This window comes from Streptomyces sp. NBC_00178 (assembly GCF_036206005.1).
In the GTDB taxonomy this organism is placed as follows: Bacteria; Actinomycetota; Actinomycetes; order Streptomycetales; family Streptomycetaceae; genus Streptomyces.
Genome location: NZ_CP108143.1, coordinates 2,877,855 through 2,893,834 on the forward strand (window position 1 = coordinate 2,877,855; position 15,980 = coordinate 2,893,834).

A 15,980-nucleotide genomic window follows, 5' to 3' on the forward strand; every position below is an offset into this window, starting at 1 on the left:
TTGCAGCCCCCGCGACACCCTTGAGGCGGCCCCGCCCGGCACGTACGGTCGACAGCAGATCAACAAACGCACGGCCGTGTGCCCGAGAGGCTCAGGGGCTCGACTGCAACTCGAGTTACACCGGTTCGATTCCGGTCACGGCCTCCAGCGGGAGAACCCGAAACGGGAACGGCCGCCTCCAGAACTTGGGGGCGGCCGTTTCCGTTTCCGTTTCCGTGTGCCGGATTCCTGCCGAGGACCGGGCGCCGCACGACCGGTCCTCGGCAGGACGAACGACCGGTCCGGCGGACGACCGGTCCCGGGCCTGACGGCTTTCCGCCGGGACAGCCTCAGCTACTTCCGCGTCGTCACCGGGGTCCTCGGGAGGCCGCCGTCGCTCTCACAACCCAATTCCTGCGCCATGGCGAGAGAGACGGAGTGAACGACGGTGGCGTAGGCGCCCTTCAGCGCCTCGGCGTCGCTCCCGGGCTCCGTGGGCATTCCGCCGGGCTCGGCGTTGACGGCCACGTGTGCCGGTGATCCCTGGGGACCCGACAGTTCCCCGCTCCGGCACGCGAAGTCGACGAACGCCCCGTCCACCGCGGCGCCCGCCCTCTCCCCCATGTCCAGCACGGTGTACTTCGACGCCGGCGCGGCATCACCGGGTCCCGCCCCCAACAGGTTCCAGGTGATCCGGACTTCGACGTCCTTCGTACCCTCGGGCGTGTGGACCCGGCAGATGTCACCCTCGCCGCTCGTGGAACCCGTGAACGTCTCCTTCAGAGCCCGTGCGGCGTCGGCGACCGTGGCCCTCGCGCCCGACTCCTCGAATGCGGACGAGCCGGTGATGACCTCCAGGCCCTTACCGGCCCCGGCGGAGATCGCGGCACCACCGCAGAGTTCCTCCGGCGCCACGGATTTCGCTGCGGTGGCCGGCTCCGTGTCCTTCTCGCCGTCACCGCCGCCGGATCCACAAGCCACCGCGCCCGCCATCAGGGCGGCCGCGACGCCCAGGCCGGACAGCGCTACCCGGCTACGCCTACTACCGATCAACATCAGCATTCCTTTGCGTCATCGACCACTCCACCGGGTCAGCCGGTCTCCGGGTCGCTGCCCTGCTGGTTCTCGCGGTCGTTGCCGGTTCCGTAACCGACCCGCATGGATTCCTTGAGGTCCTGCCCGAAGTCGCCGTTGATGTCCACGCCGTGTTGCGCCATAAACTTTTCCATGGGAGCTTCGGCCATCCCCTCGCCGGCGGAGTAGACCTTGGTCTTCTCCTCCCGGGTCAGCTCCTCGACCTTCTCCTTGTGCTCATCCACGGAGTTGTCGGAGATGTCTCCGATCACCTGCCCGATGACCTGCTCGACCGCGCCACTGGCGGTGTCGGTCGCCAGCGGGATGAGCACCGCGGCCGCGCCCACGGCTGCCGTCGCCGGGAGGAACGCGACACCGGCCGCGACACCCGCGGTCGCCCCGAACTCGATCCAGCCGGACCGCTTCGCCACAGCCTTCTCGTAGTCCTCGTGGGTCTTGAGGTTCGTGGCCTCCACCTGGTCCGCCCGCGACTGGTCGAGCATGCCCTGCACCTCGGCACCGACGTGCACCGTGGATCTCGCGGCCCCGGTGTCGATCTTCCCGTCGGATCCCACCTGGGCCTCCAGCACACTGGTGCTGTAGACCTGCTCGGCCTTGGACAGGGTGGCGTAGGCGTCCGGGTGCTGCCCCAGAACACTCAGGAACCCACGTGCGGCGTCCCTGCCGTTGCGCTCCTGGGAGTCCGAGAAGTCGAGGTGCCCCGCCGGGTTCTTGCCCGGGGCGAAGACGCTGTCGGGGTTGTTCTTGTCCAGCGACCAGTTGATGTCGTCGATGTACCCGGCACCCATGGTTCCGAGACTGTCCGCCATCGCCTCCTGCTGCTTGAGCAGCCCCGCGTCCGTCCCGTACTTCTCCATGACCTGCTTCATGACCACCGCGTTGTCCGCGTCCCTGACCACACCGGCGTCCGGATGATCGTGCGGATAGCCGAGCGTGGCCGCCTCCAGCGCGTGTCCCAGGGCGTCCGGCATGTAGTTGAGGGAGGCCTTGAGTTCCTTCTCGTCCAGGGAGTCGACGTCCCCGTACGACTCCCATTTCTCGTTGCCGAAGAAGTCCAGGTAGCTCTCGATCGCCTTCCCGTCCTTGTCCTTGCCAAGGTTCGCCGCCGCACCCGTGTCGACGGTTCCGTCCTCCTTGTACGCCGTCGGCGGGTCGGCGAAGAAGTGCTTCGCAGCATCCGGGCTGTTGCCGAGCGCCTCCAGCATGGAGACCGTCGGGTCGTAGCCGGACCCGTTCACTCCGGAGGGGTTGAACGGGTTCTTGAACGGGCTGTTCACCACCTTGTTCTCGGCGAACATGTACGGGTCCTTCTGGTGCAGCTGCGCCACGTGCTCCGCGATGGGGTTGAGGAACTTCGCGTCGTAGTTCCCGTACCGCATGATGCCGCCGAGCAACTGGTAGCCGAACGGCCCGCCGTAGTCGTGCTTCGCCAGCGGGATGCGCTCCGTGCCGAGCTTGCGCAGCTCCGGGCCCCACTCGGCGGCGAAGGCCTTGTCGTGTGAGGCGGTGGCCAGGTTGAGGCCCAGGTTCTTCTGGAGCGCCTGGACGTCCTTGAGGCGTTCCTTGTCGACCTTGCCGTAGTCGTACGTGTCCGTGGAGAGCTGCCCGAAGAACGCGAGCGACTTCTCGGGGCCGAGCTTCTCGTAGAAGTTCTTCGCGAACTCCGGCGACTTGCCGTTGTCGTGGAGGAGCTCGTTGAGGGCCTGAAGTTCGGTGTGCGTGATGTCGCGGCCCTTGGCTGCCAGCGCTGCGGCCCTGGCGGCCTCCTCCTGGTCCATCTTCGTGTACGTGGGGGCGCTGAAGTCGTTGCCCTCGGTCACGTTCGCTTCGAGGGTGTTCCGGAAGGTGACGTCGGTGTCCTCGCAAGCCTCCACGATGGCGTCGATCTTCTTCTGCCACGCGGCGATGTTCGTCTTCTGCTGACGCAGCAGGTCCGGGTAGTCGGGGTCGTGGTGGCGCTGAGCGACAGGGATGTCCTCCACCGGATGCCGCGCGGTGACCTTGCCCTTGGCGTCGACGTGCATACCGGCCGCAGGTCCCTCGTGGTCCCGGATATCGATCAGGTCGTCCTTGGCCTTCTTGATGGCCGTGTGGGCTTCCTCGAGGATCTGCTTGACGCCCTTGGCCTCGGCGGCGGCGTCCTTGAACTCCTTGGCCGTCTTGCCGATGAAGGCCCTGGTGACGCCGGCATTGGCACCCTCCCACTCCGCCTTGTCAGCCTTGACCTTCATGCCGTCGCTGGCGTCGTCGGCAAGCCGGTCCAGCTTCGTGGCCATGTCGGACCAGTCGTCGGCCGCCGCCTTCAGCTTGGCGACCGGGGCATCGACGATGTCCTCGTATTTCGGCATTGCTGTGCTCCCCCGGACGCTGCTTTCAGGATCTACTTCAGGTAATCGTTGAGCTTGGAGACGGAAATCAGATCGCCGCCGATCTGAACGTCGTCCTTCGCGTGGGCGGCCTTGGAGTAATCCAGGTGGTTGGAGATCTGGGCACACGCGTCGAGCAGTGTCTTCATATGCGTGTTCCAGCGGTCGTGCACCTTGAGCAGCGCGGAGCCACTGGTGAAATTGCCGTTGGTGAGCGCGATGGCCGCGTCGAAGGTCGAGGGGCGCGCGTGGTCGCCGTCCTTGGAGAGCCGGGTACGCAGGCCGTACGCGTCATGCCCGATGGCACCGAGGTTGTCCTGATTGACGGCGAGGTCGGCGCTGCTCGGCCCGCCGCCGCCACTGCCGCCGTCCGCCGGGACGCTGTTGAGCCGCATGTCGACCCGCTGTGTCGACTCCGCGCGAAGGGCCGCCCATTCTGCGTCGAACGTCACGAATTTCCCCGTACCTATCCGTATAGGCCACCGGAGTCACTGACTCCGGCTTCACTGACGCACTCACGCTACCGGGTCCGCCCTCACAGGCGCGGGCCGGGAGCAATTCACACTTCGCCCGCATCAAGAGGTAACCGGACCAACGGGAAGAGGTGTCGCGATGCTCGGCCCCCGAAGCTCGGGGGCCGAGCTTCGGGACGGACCCGTTCACTCTTTCAGGGGTCGAAGCGGGACACCGATCCCGACGCTCAAGCTTCGGGATCCGAGGACCGGGACACGAGGTCCGAGACCCGAGCGCTGTCAGTACCCGGTAGGGAAAACCTGGAAGGAAACCACCCCTCCCACCCCACCCAGCCCCGTCACGGCCAGCAAGTATGACTAATCGTGACCGGCTTGCAGCGGACTGTGGCGCAGGCCTACGGTGCCCACAACTGAACGACCCCGGCATGGTGTTGTCGCACCGGGCCGGGGTCTCACCTCAAGATCGAAACAGGCGACCTCGTGGCTATCCAGCACCCTAGCTCCGCCGTCCGCGCCCCCGCACCCTCACGCCCCTACGCCCGGGCGAACCCCGGCTACGGGAAGCGCACGGTCCCCGGCCAACGCCCGTCACACCTTGACGACTTCATGACACTCCCGGAGCGGGAGCGGTATGTCGCCGGTTACGTGGACCACCTCCCCGACGGCGCCGCGATGGACATCAAGTCGCTGGCCAAGTCCCTCCCACTGCACGGGCAGGCCGCCGTCGGCAGCGCTCTGCGGGCGCTGAGCGTGGCCGGTCATCTGCGGCATGCGCGGTGTCCTGCGAGCTTGCAGGGCGGCCAGGTCCGGTGGGTCACGCTGACCTTCTGGTCCCGCACGGCCCGCGACAACGAATGGTGGACGGCGTTCATCGAGGTGGAGGGAACCCGGGCCAGGACGGAGCAGGCCAATCCAACGGTTGCGGTCCCGCAACAGCGAGCCGCCCGCACGTCCGACGGCTCGCCTTCACGGGTCACGGGGCCCACGGCGGCCCCGGCCGCGGCGCGGGTCCCGACTCCGGCCGTAGCGGATGACGTGACGCCTGCTGCGGCCCCGGAGGCTGATGCAGCGCGAACGGCCTCATCGGCTGTGGTCCTGGAGACCGATGCAGCACGAACGGCAGCCTCATCGGCTCCGCCCGCAGCAGTCCAGACGGCGGCGCCTCCCGCCCCCGCTTCTGCCTCTGCTCCGGTGCCTGCTTCGGCCTCGGCACCTTCCCCCGCTTCGATCGCAGGTGCCGGGGCACAGCCGGGACAACACTCCGCTGCCTACTCCGCGTTGGCGCTCCTCGGCCGAGCCGATCCGCGCCTGGCACTCTCCGCTGCGGACTGCGCCGCCCTGGAGGAACTGGCCGCTGCATGGCTGGAGCGTGGAGTGGACACGGCGTACTTCACGCATGCCCTCACCTCCGGGCTCCCCGCACAGATCGGCTCACCGGTCGGGCTGCTCCGCCGCCGCCTCCGGGACAAGATTCCGCCTCAGCTGGCTCCTGCCACGGTTACCCGGGCCGCTGAGCCGCCCATCCGCCGCCTCATGGTCGAGTGCACCCAGTGCGCGACCCCGGGGCGCCCCGAGGCCCTCCCGGACGGCCTGTGCCGCCCGTGCAGGACCACGAGCCGGGAAGCTGACACCGCCGCCCCGCCGGTCGTACGCGACGTGGCAGCCCACGTGGGCATGCTCCGCGACCTGATGCGCCTGCCCTGAGCGACCCTGGAGCCAACTCACGGAGGGCTCCGCGTACTGGGCAACGACGAGCTGCCGCCTGAAGGCTCCCGAGCACGGACGCCGCTTGCGAGGGTTGAACCTCAGGCGCGGGGTTCCTGTGACGGAGGTCCGTCGTACGGCCCGGGAGCGCCGGTCGGCGGCGCGTAGGTCGGGTATGGGGGCTGCGCAGCCCCTAGCGCGGGCTGATAGCCGTACGGCGGCACCGCAGGGGCTGCTGCCGAAGCAGCGCTGCGCCGACGGGATCGTACGACTGCCACAGCCACCCCGGCAGCGACGAGCGCTGCCGCCCCGACGCCGAGCCCGACCCACAGACCGGTGCTCCCGCCCTCGTCGTCCGACGCCGAAGCCGCAACGGCCGGCTTCCCGCTCGCCTCGGACCCGCCTGCCGCCTTCGAGGGCGCGGCAGAGGGCGTCGGCGTCGCGGCTGCCGCGAGATCCGGGAGCGGGTACTCATCTGCGGGGCCGGGGTCGCCGGGGGTTTTCAGGGCGATGCGGGGACGGACCACACCATAACCAACGTAGTCGTTACGGTCGGCTCCGCTCGTGGGCCCGCCTGCGGTATTAAGCAGGACTCGCAGGACCTGGTTGTTGGTCCATTCCGGGTACTTGGCCCAGATGAGAGCGGCGGAGGCGGAGACGAGGGCTGTGGCGTCGCTGGTGCCGTGAGACTTACACAAACCGGTTTCGCTTGGGCAAGCGTGAATCATGTCTTCGCCCGGGGCAGACAAATCCACCTGGGGGCCGAACTGCGACTCGCCGGTTTTCCGCAGGTCCTGACCGATGGCGCCGACACCCACGGCTCCGGGAGTGGCAGCAGGATACTTCACCCCGTTGACGCTCTCGGCGTCGTTGCCCATACCGGCGAATACGAGGGAACCCTTATCCAATGCGTACTTCACGGCATCGGTCAACTGCTCGGATCCTTCGCTCATGGCCAAGGAGACGTTGATGACCCGCGCCCCCTGATCAGCGGCGTAGCGGATTGCGAGAGGCACATGGGTGTTGAACTGCTTGATGTCAGCCGCAAGGTTGGGAGCCTTGTCAGGGACCCTGATCGGTAGAATTTTCGCACCAGGAGCTAGTCCGAAGGCGCCGTCGCCACCGCGACCGTCGCCGGTTCCGGCAATCAAGGCAGCCATGCCCGTGCCATGGGTACCAAGATCAGTATGCTCGTCACCCTTTTCGCTCAACGCAAAGTCCCTGCCATCGAGGACTTGTCCCTGCAGATCCTGGTTCGAAGAATCGACACCCGTGTCGATGACAGCGACAGTTACACCTTTTCCGGTGCTTGTCTGCCACATCTCCTCAGCCTTCATTGCTGTCAGGTGCCATTGGTTCGAACGGACAGAATCCGCGTGTGCAGTCGAAGGAACGGCGCCCACCAATAGCGCTCCGAGTAGCGCGGACACTGCAACTCGACGACGGTCGACTCCGGTACCGCTGTTGCGCATCTGAATCCTTTGCAGATACTGACTAATCAGTCGATGACAGGCGGAACGATGCGCCGGCTACCTTGCTGCCAGGTCTCCTCGTCCTCAACGAGGTAATCCGGCCGCTCACTCTCAGCCCGACGTGATTCGCCAGGTCGCTGCACTGAGAAACCACGACCGCCCGCACCGCCGCCACGGCCGCCCCCAGAGGACGCGGCGTTTCGCACCAAACCCGTGCCCCCGGGTGTGAACGGGCGCCCGCTCGTACGGCCAGGCTGTTGAGGACGCCCTCCCACCACACCGCCGGCCTCGCCAGCCAAGCGACGGCCACCGACAATGCCACTTTGGCTGCTTCCGGCGCCTCCCACTCCAGCACCATTCCCCATGGGTGCACGACCAACGTGCGATCCTTCGCCGCCGACGACCGTGCCACGGGGCAGACTGCCGGTCGGTCGTCCAGTGGCTTGCGCAACGGGACGGCCTCCAGTGATCCCTCCATCACGCGGCAGCCTGCTCGCAGGGCCTGCAGTCAGTCCGCCCTGGCCAGGCAGCGAAGGTGGGCGGAGTCCGGACACCGCTTTTCCACCCGCGGACGGGCCCTGAAGCGGAATTGGACCGCCCCCGAAGGGCCGTGGCGTGTTCATCGGGCTGGGGGGAAGGACGCCTTCGGCGTTGCCCGTCGTTGGTGGCACCGACGGCGTCACCGTATTGGTGGCAGAAGTTGGCGGCAAAGTCGCCACCCCGTCGATCTCCATATCCACGGGTGTGCCCGCGTGGACCGGAGCCTTAAAGCCATGAGTGATCGAAGATCCGGGAACCCCGTTGGTATCGGATACCGAAGTGGAAGGACTATAAGCAGCCTTGCTTGACCCCGAGTGTCCACCGGAGCCGCTTCCTGTAGGCTCCCAGGTCTCGCCTTCGGCGATGGTTTCCTTGCGGTCAGGAACGAACTCCCCCGGCGGCGGCGGGAACACCGGCCGCTCCAGGCTGTCCATCTGCGAGGCCGAGAACTGGTACGACTGCGCCAGCCTCCGCATCTCCGCAGCCGCCTCCTGGCGGTTGGACTCCTTGGCGGCGAGCAGCGTCTCCAGGGACTTCTTCTCGACCGCCGACGCGTCCGGGTCGTTGTGCGCGGCCTTCGCGGCTTCCAGGTTCGCCTGGGCGCCCGCGTCGGTGCGCGGGATGGCGACCTGGGCCGAGGCGAGTGCGTCGGAGGCCTGGGCCAGCCACTTCGACGCGCCCTCGCTGTAGTCGCCGAGGCGCAGCGTCGCGTTGGCCAGGTCCGCGCCCCAGGTGCGGAAGGCCGTGGCGCCCTCGCCCTTCCACTCGACCGTCTGCGGCCGGACCTTGAGGTCCTCCGCGATCTTGCGGATCTCCGTGGCGGCGCTGAGCAGCCGGTCCGACGCGCTCTGGATCGCACCGCTGTTGGCCTTGTCCAGCCAGGCCAGCATGGTCTCGTGCGTCATGCTGTCGAACGGTGTGCCCTGTCCTGCTTCCCTGTGGTCCATCCCAGCCCCCGTCTATCCCCGCGTCATGCCGGTGTTCGTCGTCATCAGGTACCCACGACGCCGGCGGTGTCCGAGGGTGCCGCAGGCGTCCCCGGTCCCGTGTCCCCGCTCTGCTTGGCCGGCTTCGTCGGGTCGTACTCGCCGCCGTAGTGCTTCTTCGCGTCGTCCGAGATCGCGAGCATGCGGCGCCGGATATCGATGTCCAGGTTCTCGTAGCCGTTGTGGGAGGCGAGAACCGCGATGCTCATGCCCTCTATGGAGTTCGAGAGGGACTTCGACAGCGTTTCCAGTTCGGTGATGACCGTCTGGTAGGAGGCGAACAGGCTTGCGGCTTCGGCCCATTGGTTGGCTCCGCCGCCGAACTGGGTCCGCACCATGGGGTCTTCGCCGAGCTGCGCGGCGCCGGCGGGAGACTTCTTGAGGTCTGCCAGTATCTCGTCGACGCGGTTGCGGAACTTGGTGAACGACGTCAGTTCCGTGGCCAGTTCGACCGCCGCGGCCGCCGTGGTGACTCCCAGGCCCGGCACGGCCATCAGTCCCGCGCTCACTCCATCACTCGGCAGCACAGCACCCTCCCCGTATCCGGCCGGCCACGACTTCAGGGATCACTGTAGTCAGCACCGGTGACACACCGCACCCCCGGGTTGCAGGTGCAACGTGAATCACACGTCAGGACTTCGCGGCGGCCACCGCGGCCTGGGGCCGGATCGGGAGACGGTTGACGGGGCGGCCGGTCGCCGCCCGCACGGCGGACGCCACGGCTGCCGGGGAGGTCACCACCGGTGCGGCGGAGGCCGCCTTGGCGCCGAAGGGTGCGACGACGTCCCGCTCCTCCACCAGTTTCACGATGCGAATGTCCGGTGCGTCCAACGAGGTGGGAAGCGCGTACCCGGTGAGGTCCGGGTGGCGGATCAGACCGCGTGCGGTGCGGAGGTTCTCGGTGAGTGCGGCGCCGATGCCCTGGGTGATGCCCGCCTCGATACGGACGGCGAGCTGGGACGGGTTGAGGACCCGGCCGACGTCCTGGGCGACGGCCATCTCCACCACCCGGACCGAGCCGAGCTCGATGTCGACGTCGACCACGGCGCGGACCGCGCAGAAGGCGAGGCCCACGAACGCGTCGCCCTGGCCCGATTCGTCGAGGGGTTCGGTCGGGTGGGGCCGGCACTGGGCCGTGGCCCAGAGTTCCTTGCCGTCCATGGCCTCCGTGACCGTCGTGGACAGCACACCGTCGTACGAGGTGATCTTGCCGTCCGCGATCTGGAGGAGTTCGGTCGACATGCCGAACTTGTGGGCCAGCGGCTGGAGGAGCTGCGTGCGGACCATCTTGGCGGCGCGTTCGACCGCACCGCCGGAGACCCAGGTGTGACGGCCGTGCGTCGCCGGGCCCGCCGGGGGCTGGTCGGTGTCGACCGCCGCGACGTGGACCTCCTCGATGCCCAGGGTCTCCTGCACGATCTGCCGGGCCAGCGTGGTGAAGCCCTGGCCGGTCTCGACGGCCGCGCAGATCACCGTGGCGACGCCGTCGTGGACCCGGACCGTGGCCGTGGAGACCTCGTCCGCTCCCTCGGCGCCGAGCATGTGGACCATGCCGACCGCGTAGCCGACGCCTCGGCGTACGGCACCGGGCTCACCGGCGCCCTCCGGGCCTCCCGGGAGCAGCCAGTCGTCCTCCGGGGCGTCCTTCGGGAGGGTCGGCAGCGGGAAGTCGCGCAGTTCGCCCAGGAGTTCGGCGACCGGCGCGGGGCACGTCACGGTCTGGCTGGTGGGCAGGATATCGCCGGTGGACAGGGCGTTGCGCAGACGCAGTTCGACGGGGTCGATGCCCAGCTTCGCCGCCAGCTTGTCCATCTGGCCCTCGTACGCCGCGCAGACCTGCATGGCGCCTTCGCCGCGCACATGGCCGGAGGGCGGGTTGTTCGTGCGGACCGCCCAGCCCTCGATGAAGGCGTGCGGGACGACGTAGGGGCCGCAGGCGAAGGCCACGGCGGCGGCCAGGGATTCGGAGGAGGCATCGGCGTACGCGCCCGCGTCGAGGAGGATCTGCGCCTCGACCTTGACCAGCCGGCCCTCGCCGTCCGCGTGGTGGCGGTAGCGCAGCAGGGTGGGGTGGCGGTGGGCGTGGCCCAGGAAGGACTCCTCGCGGGTGGCGGCCAGTTTGACCGGGCAGCCGGTGCGCAGGGCGAGCAGGCCGAGCGGGATCTGGAAGCCGGGGTCCTCACGGTCGCCGGTGGCGCCCGGGACGCCGGTGACGACGACCTTGACGCGCTCGGGGTCGAGACCGAAGCAGGCGGCGGCGAGGTCGCGGTCGGTGTGCGGGTCGGTGGACGCGGTGTAGAGCTCGACGCCCCCGTCGGGGCGGGGGACCGCGAGTCCGGCCTCCGCGCCGATCGGGGCGGGGTCCTGGCGCCCGATGCGGTACAGGCCCTCGACGATGACCTCGCCCACGGTGTCCGGGTCGCCGTAGCGCAGCGGGATGTGGCGGATGAGGTTGCCGTCGGGGTGCAGCGCCTCGGCGGCGAAGGCCTTCTCGGGGTCGGTGACCGGTTCGAGCACCTCGTACTCGACGGTGATGGCGGCCGCGGCCAGCCGTGCGGTGTCGGGGTGGTCCGCGGCGACGGCGGCGATGGCCTCGCCGTGGTGGCGCACGAGGTCGGAGGCGAACACCGGCCGGTCGACGACCCTGCGGCCGTACGCGCCGTCCCCGGGGATGTCCTCGTGGGTGACGACGGCGCGGACGCCGGGCATCCGGGCGGCGGCCGAGGTGTCGATCGACAGGATGCGGGCGTGCGGGTGCGGGGAGCGCAGCATCGCGGCCCAGAGCAGCCCCTCGGCCCAGAGGTCGGCCGCGTAGGGGAAGGTGCCCTCGGTCTTGGCGCGGGCGTCGGCGGGCGGCAGCGACGCGCCCAGGCCGTGCGCGGGCAGTTCCCGCTCCGGTGCGGCGCCCTCGGCCTGCGGGGTGGTGCGCGTGCTGGTCGCGGTGGCTGCGTCGCTGGTCACGCCGCCTCCTTGTCGTTCGCTCCGCCGCGGCGGCTGGTGGTGGTGGTGGTGAGCGGTCGTGCGGGGGACGGCACGGCGTTCACCGGACGTCTCCCTCGTGCTGGACGCCGCCCTCACCGGGGGCGGCCTGGTGCGGGATGCGCGGTTCGAGGTCGTCCAGCGTGCCCGTCGCCGGCTCCGACACCGCTTCGCGGCCCGCGACGACCTCGCGTACGGCGTCGAGCACGCCCCGGTAGCCGGAGCAGCGGCAGAGGTTGCCGCACAGGGCCTGCCGGGTCTCCAGTTCGCTGGGGGCGTGGTTGCCCTCCAGGAGGTCGTGCACGGTCATGGCCATGCCCGGGATGCAGAAGCCGCACTGGACGGCCCCGCACGAGGCGAGGGCGCGCTGCACGTCGGACGGTTCGCCGTCCACCGCGAGGCCTTCGACGGTGCGGACCTCGCTGCCGGCGGTGGTGGCGGCGGGGACCATGCACGAGGCGACGAGGCGGCCGTCGACCTGCACGTTGCAGGCGCCGCATTCGCCCTGCGAGCAGCCGTCCTTGGCCCCGGCGAGGCCGAGACGCTCGCGCAGGACGTAGAGCAGCGACTCCCCGATCCAGGCGTCGGTGACCGGGCGGTCGGCTCCGTTCACGTGGAGGACGTACGAGGCGGAGGGGTGCTCGCTCGGCGCGTCCACGGGGACGGCGGCGAGCTCGTCGGCGGACACGGGGGCATGCTCCGGCGCGGGTTCGGCCGGCACGGTCCCGGGCTCGGGCGCGGGTTCGGCGGCCTCGGCGTCGGGAGCGGGTGCTTCCGCCGCCGGCTCCTCGACGGCGGCGGTGGGCTCCTCCGGCTCACCGGGGGTCGCCAGGCCCTCCGCGGGGGCCTCCGGGGCCGGGGCGGTGCTCTCGGCCGCCGGTGCCGTCTCCGTGGGCTCCTGCGGCTCCTCAGGGGCTTCGTGCGGCGCTTCGGGTGCCGTCTCCTCGGCCGCGGCGGGCTCCGGCGCCTCGTGGGCCGGTTGCTGCGTCGCCCACGGTGCGGGGGCCCCGCCGGGCAGGGTGGCGGGGGGCGTGTCCGCGTACCACTGCGAAGCCATCGCGGAGGCGGAGAACTCGCCGGACTCCTCCGGGATGTCGCCGCCCGCGACCGGGATCGTCCACTGGCCCGTGTGTCCGGCGGGCTCGGGGGACGGCTCGGGCTCGGCGGGGTGCACGGCCTCGGTGTAGTTCCAGTGGGCCGTCGTGGACGACGTCTGCGCGTACTGCGACGTGTCCGGGTACGGCTGCTGGTAGTGCTCCTGCTGCTGGTTCGGGTCCGGCCACCGCACCTCCTCCGCCGCGGTCTCCTGACCTGCGGCGTGCTCGGCGGCGCGTTCCTGCTGGCTCTGCGTCTGCAGGACCCAGCTGCCGGTCGCCGAGGGGTCGAGCCCGGCGGCCGGGGTCAGCGGCACGATCATCGGCGGTACGTAGCTGTGTCCCGGTGCGGCGAGCGGGTCGCCCCCGAGGTCGGGGAAGTCCTCCGGGGGCAGGTGGACGAAGGCGGTGGCCTCCGCGTCGTACTCACCGCCCTGCGGAGTCGGCTCCCAGCCGGCGTAGGGGTCGGGCTGCCCGTGCCGCTGCCCGGGGTTCTCCTCATTGCTCACGACAGTGCCCTCCCCAGCGCGCGTCGGGCGAGCGCGGCGACGGTGCGCCGCAGGTGCAGGATCGCGGGCGAGAGCGGGGGCGCTTCTCCCCCGTCCTCAGGTGGTTCCTGGTCGGGGATGCAGGCCGCGGCCACGTACTCGCCGAAGGCGGCCAGCGCGTCGGGGGCCAGGCCGCGTTCGCCGTCCCAGTCGATCAGGGAGGCGATCCAGCGCTCGGCCTCCAGGGGCCGCAGCGGCATCGGGGCGATCGCGCCGACCGCGCAGCGCACGCCGCGCCGGGCGGGGTCCAGGACGATCGCGACGGAGGCGGTGGCGCGGCCGGGGCCGGTGCGGCCGGTGGCCTTGAGGAACACCTGGGGGGCGTGCAGCAGCGGCACGCGGACGAAGCCGATCAGCTCGGCGGGTTCGAGCATCTCGCGGCCCGCCAGCAGGTGCGAGACGGGGATCTCGCGGCGGGCGCCGTCGGGGCCCGCGATGACGAGCTCCGCTTCCAGGGCCGCCAGGACCGGCAGCGCGTCGCCGGTCGGGGCCGCGGTGGCGATGTTGCCGCCGAGTGTTCCGGCGTTGCGGATCTGGGGCGGGCCCGCGGCGCGCGCCGAGGCCGCCAGGGCGGGGATGAGGGCGGCGAAGTCGGGCCGCCCCATGCGTGCGTGGGTGAGGCCGGCCCCGAGGAGGGCGTGGCCGTCCTGGTAGTGCCAGCCGCGGATCTCGCTGATGCGGCCCAGGCCGACGAGTCCCGAGGGGCGCAGCTGCCCCTTGTTGACGGCGGGCATGAGGTCCGTGCCGCCTGCCACGGGGACGGCGGCGGGCATGGCGCCGAGAGCCGCCACGGCCTCGTCGAGCGAGGCCGGCAGCGTTACCGACCGCATCGCCTGCGGTGCGTGCGTGGTCAACCCAGCTGCCCCTTCCCGGTGTCCCGGCAGTCCCGCCTGTCCGCCGTACGGTACGTGCTCACGGCCGGGACGTGGCAACTCTGGCACATCTTCCGGGCGGCCCGACGCGAGGGTCCACGAAGGGCGTTTCCGTCCCCGGCCAGGGGAAAAATCACGTTTGGCAGGTGTTCTGCCCCGTGCACGAATTGCTACTCTTCAGCGAGTTCGTACGACTTATACGGTTCCCCTGGCCGGAGGGGCGGCAGCGGTCACACGGTCGGGGGCGGTCCCTCGATCGGGCGACCCAGGACACCGGGCCGGCGTTGCCACGGCAGGGGCCCGGAGGGCGGCCGGTAGTCGACGCCCAGAGCGTCGAGCCGGGCGTAGTGGGTGCGCATCCGGCGGTCGAAGCCGGCGAAGTCCCTCTCGGCGGGCGCCGGGAGGGACGACCAGACGACCTCGGCGAAGGCCGCGAGCCGGGGGAACACCTGGTAGTCGACCCGGGCCCGGTCCTGCATGACCTCGGTCCAGACGTTGGCCTGGGCGCCCAGGATGTGTCCGGCGGCCTCCTCGGAGAGGCTCGGAGGGACGGGTTCGAAGCGGTAGACGTCCTCCAGGGTCCGCACGAAGCCGATGGGCATCGGCTCGTCGGGGCCGCCGTCCTGACGGTGGTCCAGGTACACCTGCTGCTCGGGGCACATCACGACGTCGTGGCCCGCCTCGGCGGCGGCCACGCCGCCGGCGTAGCCGCGCCACGACGACACCGCCGCGCCCTCGGCGAGCCCGCCCTCCAGGATCTCGTCCCAGCCGATGAGGCGGCGGCCCCTCTCGGTGAGCCAGCGGTCGAAGTGGCGGATGAACCAGGACTGCAGCTCGTCCTCGTCCGCCAGGCCGAGTCCGGCCATGCGGGCCTGCGCGGCCGGTGACTCCTTCCACTGGTCCTTGAGGCATTCGTCGCCGCCGACGTGGATGAACGGCGAGGTGTCCGCGGGGAACAGGTCGAGCACTTCCTCGAAGACCCCCTCGAAGAAGCGCAGGGTGTTGTCGGTGGGGGCGAGTACGTTCGGGTTGATGCCCCAGGTGTCCCAGACGGAAAGGGCGGACGTGTCGACGACATCGGTGTTGCCGAGTTCCGGATACGCGCTGATGGCCGCCTGCGAGTGGCCCGGGATGTCGATTTCGGGGACCACGCGGATATGCCGCTCGGCGGCGTACGCCACGATTTCGCGGATGTCGTCCTGGGTGTAGTGACCGCCGTGCGGTGTCTCGTCCCACAACTCGGATGCGCGGTGCCCGTATTTGGTGCGGGCCCGCCACGCGCCGGCCTCCGTGAGCCGGGGGTGGCGCTTGATCTCGATGCGCCAGCCCTGGTCGTCGGTGAGGTGGAAATGGAAGACGTTGAGTTTGTGGGCGGCGAGCAGGTCGAGCATGCGCAGCACGCCGTCCTTGGGCATGAAGTGGCGGGCCACGTCCAGCATCAGGCCGCGCCATCCGAAGCGCGGGGCGTCCTCGATCTCCGTAAGGGGAATCCGCCTTTCGGCGCCGGCGCGCACCGGGGCCCGCCGGAATGCCTCGGGACCGAGGAGCTGGCGCAGGGTCTGTGCCCCCCAGAAGACCCCTGCGGCGCTGCCGCCGGTGATCCGTACACCCCGGACGGCGTCCACGCCGAGCCGGTAACCCTCGGGCTCCAGTGCGGGGTCGACCTGCAGCTCGATGGTGTTCGCGCTGCCCGCCGCCCCCTTCGGGGCGGGGGCGAGCGGAAGGGCGAAGGCGGCTCCGAGGGTGCCGCGCAGCCAGCGTCCGGTGCTTTCGGTGCCGGGGCCCGCGGTCAGCGTCGTGGCGTCGTCGAGGACGAATGCGCGGCTGTCGTCGCCGGCGGTGCGCACCGGTGCGGGAATCAGGTTGTCCATG

Annotated in this window: 11 protein-coding genes and 1 tRNA gene; 2 read left to right on the top strand and 10 right to left on the bottom strand. The window is 70.3% G+C overall.

Annotation, left to right across the window (positions count from 1 at the left end):
• The first annotated feature begins 72 nt into the window (after positions 1 to 72).
• Positions 73 to 147, top strand: a tRNA-Cys gene (locus OHT61_RS12390).
• Between the two features lie 186 nt (positions 148 to 333).
• On the opposite strand, the gene OHT61_RS12395 is transcribed toward OHT61_RS12390, so the two are convergent.
• Genes OHT61_RS12395 through OHT61_RS12405 form a run of 3 tightly spaced genes read right to left on the bottom strand, consistent with a single transcriptional unit; the run spans position 334 to position 3,892 of the window.
• A complete protein-coding gene (locus OHT61_RS12395; RefSeq protein ID WP_329037787.1) occupies positions 334 to 1,035 on the bottom strand; it encodes a hypothetical protein in 702 nt (233 codons plus the stop codon).
• Positions 1,036 to 1,070: 35 nt separating this feature from the next.
• On the bottom strand, positions 1,071 to 3,422 hold the full coding sequence (locus OHT61_RS12400; RefSeq protein WP_329037789.1) for a hypothetical protein: 2,352 nt from the start codon (positions 3,420 to 3,422) through the stop codon (positions 1,071 to 1,073).
• Positions 3,423 to 3,454: 32 nt separating this feature from the next.
• Positions 3,455 to 3,892 (bottom strand): hypothetical protein, encoded by a 438-nt coding sequence (locus OHT61_RS12405; protein ID WP_329037791.1) that lies wholly within the window; start codon positions 3,890 to 3,892, stop codon positions 3,455 to 3,457.
• A gap of 1,299 nt (positions 3,893 to 5,191) precedes the next feature.
• Between OHT61_RS12405 and OHT61_RS12410 the strand changes: the two genes are divergently transcribed.
• On the top strand, positions 5,192 to 5,617 hold the full coding sequence (locus OHT61_RS12410) for a hypothetical protein (RefSeq protein WP_329037793.1): 426 nt from the start codon (positions 5,192 to 5,194) through the stop codon (positions 5,615 to 5,617).
• Between the two features lie 101 nt (positions 5,618 to 5,718).
• On the opposite strand, the gene mycP is transcribed toward OHT61_RS12410, so the two are convergent.
• From mycP to OHT61_RS12445, 7 genes are all read right to left on the bottom strand, one after another.
• A complete protein-coding gene (gene mycP / locus OHT61_RS12415) occupies positions 5,719 to 7,089 on the bottom strand; it encodes a type VII secretion-associated serine protease mycosin (protein ID WP_443049414.1) in 1,371 nt (456 codons plus the stop codon).
• 26 nt (positions 7,090 to 7,115) lie between these two features.
• Positions 7,116 to 8,534, bottom strand: a complete 1,419-nt coding sequence (locus OHT61_RS12420) for a hypothetical protein (RefSeq protein WP_329037797.1) — start codon at positions 8,532 to 8,534, stop codon at positions 7,116 to 7,118.
• Between the two features lie 86 nt (positions 8,535 to 8,620).
• Positions 8,621 to 9,142, bottom strand: a complete 522-nt coding sequence (locus OHT61_RS12425) for a hypothetical protein (protein WP_329037799.1) — start codon at positions 9,140 to 9,142, stop codon at positions 8,621 to 8,623.
• Between the two features lie 103 nt (positions 9,143 to 9,245).
• On the bottom strand, positions 9,246 to 11,576 hold the full coding sequence (locus OHT61_RS12430; protein ID WP_329037801.1) for a xanthine dehydrogenase family protein molybdopterin-binding subunit: 2,331 nt from the start codon (positions 11,574 to 11,576) through the stop codon (positions 9,246 to 9,248).
• A gap of 79 nt (positions 11,577 to 11,655) precedes the next feature.
• Entirely contained in the window at positions 11,656 to 13,197 is a 1,542-nt protein-coding gene (locus OHT61_RS12435) for a 2Fe-2S iron-sulfur cluster-binding protein (protein WP_329037803.1), read from the bottom strand.
• Positions 13,194 to 14,090 carry an FAD binding domain-containing protein gene (locus tag OHT61_RS12440; protein ID WP_329037805.1) on the bottom strand — a complete coding sequence of 299 codons (897 nt, stop codon included), beginning with the start codon at positions 14,088 to 14,090 and terminating at the stop codon, positions 13,194 to 13,196. Before OHT61_RS12440 ends, OHT61_RS12435 begins: the two co-directional genes overlap by 4 nt.
• A 248-nt stretch (positions 14,091 to 14,338) precedes the next feature.
• Positions 14,339 to 15,979, bottom strand: a complete 1,641-nt coding sequence (locus OHT61_RS12445; protein WP_329037807.1) for a beta-N-acetylhexosaminidase — start codon at positions 15,977 to 15,979, stop codon at positions 14,339 to 14,341.
• Between the last annotated feature and the right edge of the window lies 1 nt (position 15,980).